The following is a 6,420-nucleotide window of genomic DNA, read 5'->3' as shown; positions in this document are numbered from 1 at the left end:
AATCTTTCGTTCCGAAACAGCGCGTCACGAACCAGATCGCGGGTATTCTCCGCATGCTGAAACCCATCCACCTCGATGATCAGCCGGGCGTCGAAGCATGGACGCATGAACCGCCCCCTCAATTGAAGCGAGCCGCTCGCGAAACCGGGGACGATATTGACTCGCAACGGTACAGCATATTTACCTCTCACCCAGTGGGAGAGGACACAAAATCAACATCTTAGCCAAAGGCTAAGTGTTAGATTTTGTTGGTGAGGGGATCTCAGCCACACGACAAAATCCCCGCCCCGCAAACCCGTGCCATGATCATCCCGTTCCGCCAATGGATACGCTGCCAGGCGTGGCAGTGAGGCGGGGCCGGATGGGGGACAGACGTAAGCCCTTGTCCGGTGGATTGGCAGAAAGTGGTTTCCCTCCCGTTTGAAACACGATCGGGGCGTGCCTGTGCAGACCCTGGTGGTCCCCCGAAAGGGGTGCCGTTCTGGCAGAGAAACCGGAGTTGCCCGTCGACCAACACTGAACGGGGCGCTGGAAGGCGTCATATAAATTACCTTAGCTACCGGCACTTTCCAGCGCCCCGGCCAAGGAGGACAGGACCAACAGAACCACGACGGGTTTCCGGGGCGTGGGTGATGGTGTTGGACGAGCAAGTGAAAGAACAAGCATGGATTTCGAGCCATGTGGCTTCGCCCCCCTCATCCGGCGCTGCGCGCCACCTTCTCCCCGCGGGGGAGAAGAGGCAGCCCATGGCCTCGCTTGGTGAAACAAGGAACAAACTCTGGAAGGGATAATGTTTAAAGACGGAGTATCGGCATTCTCCCTCTTCTCCCCGGCGGGGAGAAGGTGGTGCGAAGCGCCGGATGAGGGGGGCCGAAGGCCACCTGGAAGGTATTGCGTCTAGCTCCGCCGAAGCCCCTCAACGCCTCGGAGTCTCCTAATGAAAGAACACACTCGCTCCATGGTCGGCCGCACCCACCGCCGCGCGGAAGGGGGCGAACATTTCGCGGCCCATGCCGAACTCGTTGTGGGAGAGGTCGGCTTCGGCCGGTGTGCGGCCGGCCAGTTCGGCGGCGTCCACCAGAACCTGGATCGTGCCGTGAACGGCGTCGAGTCGGATGATGTCGCCTTCGCGGATCTTCGAGATCGGGCCGCCATCCTTGGCTTCCGGCGTCATGTGGATCGCCGATGGCACCTTCCCCGACGCACCGGACATGCGGCCGTCGGTAACCAGCGCCACGGTCTGGCCGCGATCCTGCAGGATGCCGAGCACGGTGGTCAGCTTGTGCAGTTCCGGCATGCCGTTGGCCTTCGGGCCCTGGAAACGCACAACGGCGATGAAATCGCCTTCGAGCTTGCCGTCCTTGAAGGCGGCCTGCAGTTCCAACTGGTCGTGAAAGATCTTCGCCGGTGCCTCGATGATGTGGCGCTCCGGCTTGACGGCGGAAATCTTGATGACGGCCTTGCCGAGATTGCCAGACAGCATCTTCAGGCCGCCGGAATGCTGGAAGGGGTGTTCGACGGTCGAGAGCACCTTCGGGTCGTGGCTGACTTCGGGTGCCGGTTCGCGGGCGACCGTGCCGTTTTCGCCGAGCTTGACGTCGATCGCGTAGGCTTGCAGCCCCTGGCCGAAGACGGTGCGCACGTCGTCGTGCAGCAGGCCGTGCTTCAGAAGCTGGCTGATCAGGTAACCCATGCCGCCGGCGGCGTGGAAATGGTTCACGTCGGCGAGACCGTTCGGATAAACGCGGGCGAGCAGCGGGATGATATCCGAAAGCTCGGAAATATCCTGCCAGGTCAGCGCGATGCCGGCCGAACGGGCCATGGCGACGAGATGCATGGTGTGGTTGGTCGAGCCGCCTGTGGCATGCAGGCCAATGACGCCGTTGACGATCGAGCGTTCGTCGATCATCTCACCGGCCGGTGTGTATTCGTTACCGAGCGCGGTGATGGCGAGCGCCCGCTTGGTCGCTTCCTTGGTCAGCGCGTCGCGCAGCGGCGTGCCGGGATTGATGAAGGAGGCGCCGGGCAGGTGGAAGCCCATGATCTCCATCAGCATCTGGTTGGAATTGGCAGTACCGTAGAAGGTGCAGGTGCCGGGGCCGTGATAGGACTTCGATTCCGCCTCAAGCAGTTCTTCGCGGCCGACCTTGCCTTCGGCGAAGAGCTGGCGAACGCGGGATTTCTCGTCATTCGGCAGGCCGGAGGTCATCGGGCCGGCGGGAATGAACACGGCCGGCAGATGGCCGAAGGTCATCGCGGCGATCATAAGGCCGGGCACGATCTTGTCGCAGACGCCGAGATAGACGGTCGAGTCGAACATGTTGTGCGACAGGCCGACGCCGGCCGCCATGGCGATCAGGTCGCGGGAGAAGAGCGACAGTTCCATGCCGGGCTGGCCCTGGGTCACGCCATCGCACATGGCGGGAACGCCACCGGCTACCTGGGCAACACCGCCAGCTTCCGCGGCCGCCTGACGGATCAGCGCCGGATAGGTCTCGAACGGCTGATGGGCCGAGAGCATGTCGTTGTAGGATGTAATGATGCCGAGATTGGGGACTTCATCACCGGAGAGGGCAACCTTCTCCGAGGGGGAACAGACAGCGAAGCCGTGGGCAAGGTTGCCGCAGCCGAGAACAGAACGGGTGACGCGCTTGGAGGCGGCGGAACGGATCCGGTCCAGATAGGGCTCGCGGTAGGGCTTCGAGCGTTCGACGATGCGGGCGGTGATCGCGGCGATGCGGCTGTCTGCGGACATGACAATCCTGTTCCGGAGTGTGCGCCACTCCTGTGTCTCACATGGTTTCGGTCAACCGGGTCTTGGGATCCCCGGATCTGTGTATCAGACGGCCCAGTAGATCTGGAGCGGCGAGACGGCCCGGCGCAAAACGGCTCGGATCGGCATCTCGGCTTCGTCTCCGGACGCTTCTGCCTGCGCGAGAACGTCCTTCTTGGCCGCGCCTTCGATATGAAGCACCAGAAGTCGGGCATCCTGAAGGCTGGAAAAGGTGAATGTCAGGCGCGGCTCACCGGCGCCATCGGCTTCCATGGTCATGACGCCACGCGGTGTTGCCGGATCCAGCGCCTCGGCAAGCCGCGAGCCGCCCGGGAAGAACGAGGCCGTGTGGCCGTCGCCGCCCATGCCGAGAATGACGACATCGAAGGGCGTGCCGAAACCGGCGGTCTCCCGGCTGGCCGCAGCGGCCGATTCCTCGGCCGACGCGGTGGGGTAATAGAGCGGCTGGAATTTCGCAGCGGCGGCCGCGTTGATAAGCAGGTTGTCCTTGACCAGCTTCTCGTTCGAGCGGTCGCCGTCCGGTGCCACGAAACGTTCGTCGACCAGCGTGACCGTGACGTTCGACCAGTCGATCGCCTTGGCCGACAGCGCCTTGAAGAAGGCCTTCGGCGTCGATCCACCGGAGACTGCGATGCTGGCTGCGCCACGCGCCGCCACTGCCTCGGCCAGTGCCGTGCTCACGGCGGTGGCGAGCCCTTCAGCGAGGACTGCTCCATTGTCGAATACATGCATCGCAGCCGCCATTCTCTTCTATCCTCAGATCACTTCATGCCAGGTGCGGCCGTCGCGTTCGATCAGCGCGATGGCCTGGCTCGGTCCCCAGGTGCCGGCGGTATAGGCCTGAACCTGCTGGTTGACCGCTTCCCAGGACTTCAGGATCGGATCGACCCACTTCCATGCGGCCTCGACTTCGTCGCGGCGCATGAACAGCGTCTGGTTGTTACGCACCACGTCGAGCAGCAGGCGTTCATAGGCGTCGGCGCTGCGGGCGTTGAAGGCCTCGGCGAAGGTCATGTCGAGCGAGACATTGCGCAGGCGCATGCCGCCTGGACCCGGATCCTTGATCATCAGCGACTGCTTGACGCCTTCGTCCGGCTGCAGGCGGATGATCAACTGGTTCGCCTCGATGCGGCCAGCCGCATCGTCGAAGATCGAATGCGGAATCTGCTTGAAAGTGATGACGATTTCCGACATGCGGCCGGCCATGCGCTTGCCGGTGCGGATGTAGAAGGGAACGCCAGCCCAGCGCCAGTTATTGACCTCGGCCTTGATGGCGACGAAAGTTTCGGTGTTAGAAACGCCGCCTTCGAGTTCCTCGAGATAGCCCTTCACGGCACCACCAGCGGAGGCACCGGCCTTGTACTGGCCACGGACCGTCATTTTCTCGACATTGCCTGGGTTGATCGGCTTGAGTGCCCGCAGCACCTTCAGCTTTTCGTCGCGAACGGCTTCCGCGTTCATCGACGGCGGAACTTCCATAGCGACGAGGCAGAGAAGCTGCAGGATATGGTTCTGCACCATGTCGCGCAGCGCGCCGGCCTTGTCATAATAGCCCGCGCGGCTTTCGAGGCCGACGGATTCGGCGACGGTGATCTGTACGTGGTCGATATAGGACGAGTTCCAGAGTGGCTCGTAGAGGGCATTGGCAAAGCGCAGCGCCATCAGGTTCTGCACGGTTTCCTTGCCGAGATAGTGGTCGATACGGAAGATCTGCTCTTCCTTGAACACCCGGCCGATCGTGTCGTTGAGTTCAAGCGCGGAAGCGAGGTCGCGGCCGATCGGCTTTTCCACGACGATGCGGGTCGTCTTGGTGATCAGCTTGTGGTCACGGATCTTCTCCGAAATATCGCCGAAGATGGCTGGGGCCACGGCGAGGTAGAAGGCGCGCACGCGCTCCTTGCCTTCGTCGAGGATAGCCTTCAGCTTGTCCCAGCCATTGTCCGACTTGGCATCGACGGAGATGTAGAACAGGCGGTCGGTGAAAATCTTGACCTGCGCCTCGTCGTATTCGCCCTTCTTGAGGTGCTCTTTCAGGGCGTCGGCGGCGAACTTGCGGTATTCTTCATGGGTGAGCGCGCTGCGCGATGCGCCGATGATGCGGGTCGGATCGCTCAGCTGGCCATCGAGCTGGCGATGGTAGAGGGCGGGAAGCAATTTGCGTTCGGCAAGGTCGCCGGTGCCTCCGAAAACCACATAGTCAAAGGGTTCCACAGGGATGATCTGGCTGCTCATGAGAAATCTCGATCTCGTTCTAGTCTGAGGAGTGTATAATCTAATCGATTTAAAAGCGCTAGGGTGCGACGCAACAAAATGCAAAATGCCGCATCCGAGGGTCGCTTTTAGAACTTGTCGCGCAGGGCATACCAGCTGAGCGCGAGGAACAAAAGCACGGAACGGAACCGCGTGCCTCCGGGAAATGCCGGAATGTCCAGCTCTTTGAAGAGATCGAGGTCAGATCGGTTTCCGGTGACGAGGTCGGCGTAGAGCTTGCCACAATAGTTTGACAGCATGACGCCATGGCCGGAATAGCCGCCGATCGAGGTTACGCCCGGCATCACTTCGCGAACGAAGGGCTGGCGGGGCATGGTAATGCCGACCGAACCACCCCATGCATGGGTGATCTCGATATCGGCGAGCGCCGGATAAATCTCGCTGATCTGCCGGCGGATATGGGCGGAAATCTCGCGTGGATTGTCGGCCGTATAGGCTTCGCGGCCACCGAACAGTAGCCGTCCATCCCGGGATTTGCGGAAATAGCGCACGACGAAACGCGAATCGGCAACAGCCTCGCCACCCGGCAGGACGTCGGGGAAATCGGCCAGCACCTGTGTCGCACCGATGAAGGAGCGAATCGGCATGACATGGCGCGCGGTGACCGGCTCCAGATTGCCGATATAGCCATTGCAGGCGATCAGCGCCCGATCGGCCCTGATCGTTCCCCTGTCGGTCTCAATAGTGACCTTGCCACCTGCCTGGGTGATTTTCAGCGCCTTGGTTTGTTCGTGCAGTGAAGCGCTGGCCAAAGCGGCCTGCTTCGCCAACCCGACCAGCAGCTTCATCGGCTGGATATGGCCGGTGCCGGTATCGCGAATGCCGAAAAGGTAGCGTGTAGAGCCCAGCCGGGAGACGGTCTCGTCACGGTTCATGAAGGTCTGATGGGTATATCCATAGCGCGACGCAGCGATCTCGACGCTTTTGCGATAGTCCTTCTCGTGGCCCGGCTTGTGGCAGACATTCATCTGCCCCGGCACGAACTCAATGTCGATGTCATGACTGGACGAGAAAGCGAGAAGATATTTCTTTGCATCTTCGGCAAGGTCGAACAGGGCCTTGGAACGCTCGAAACCGAGCGAATCTTCCAGTTCCTCCGGCGACCAGCGCTGGCCGGTGCCCAGTTGGCCGCCATTGCGGCCGGAAGCGCCATCACCAAACCGATAGGCGTCAATCAGCGTCACCCGCACGCCCTTCGACGCCAGGTTATAGGCGGCCTGCAGACCGGTGAAGCCGCCGCCGACGATTGCGACATCGGTTTCGACCGAGCCCGGAAGGGCCGGATATTCCGGCCGTTCCGGCACATTGGCTTCATACCACGAGATTCCGGGCGAGATCGGGCTTTGCCAAGGCAT

General features: G+C 61.7%; 4 protein-coding genes. All 4 read right to left on the bottom strand.

Annotated elements, in window-relative coordinates:
• Nucleotides 1-934: 934 nt before the first annotated feature.
• The 4 genes from edd to ASG68_RS02385 all read right to left on the bottom strand — a co-directional run bounded on the left by edd (nt 935) and on the right by ASG68_RS02385 (nt 6,420).
• On the bottom strand, nt 935-2,755 hold the full coding sequence (gene edd / locus ASG68_RS02400) for a phosphogluconate dehydratase (RefSeq protein ID WP_062602604.1): 1,821 nt from the start codon (nt 2,753-2,755) through the stop codon (nt 935-937).
• An 84-nt stretch (nt 2,756-2,839) separates the two neighbouring features.
• On the bottom strand, nt 2,840-3,538 hold the full coding sequence (pgl, locus tag ASG68_RS02395; protein ID WP_062583427.1) for a 6-phosphogluconolactonase: 699 nt from the start codon (nt 3,536-3,538) through the stop codon (nt 2,840-2,842).
• A gap of 12 nt (nt 3,539-3,550) precedes the next feature.
• Nucleotides 3,551-5,026: a glucose-6-phosphate dehydrogenase gene (gene zwf, locus ASG68_RS02390; RefSeq protein ID WP_062583428.1), complete on the bottom strand. Its 1,476-nt coding sequence runs from the start codon at nt 5,024-5,026 to the stop codon at nt 3,551-3,553.
• Nucleotides 5,027-5,133: 107 nt separating this feature from the next.
• Nucleotides 5,134-6,420, bottom strand: coding sequence for an NAD(P)/FAD-dependent oxidoreductase (locus tag ASG68_RS02385; protein WP_156373773.1), 1,287 nt, complete (start codon nt 6,418-6,420; stop codon nt 5,134-5,136).

The sequence above is a fragment of the Rhizobium sp. Leaf453 genome (assembly GCF_001425605.1).
Classification (GTDB): Bacteria; Pseudomonadota; Alphaproteobacteria; order Rhizobiales; family Rhizobiaceae; genus Pararhizobium.
This window is presented reverse-complemented; position numbering and strand designations above follow the sequence as displayed.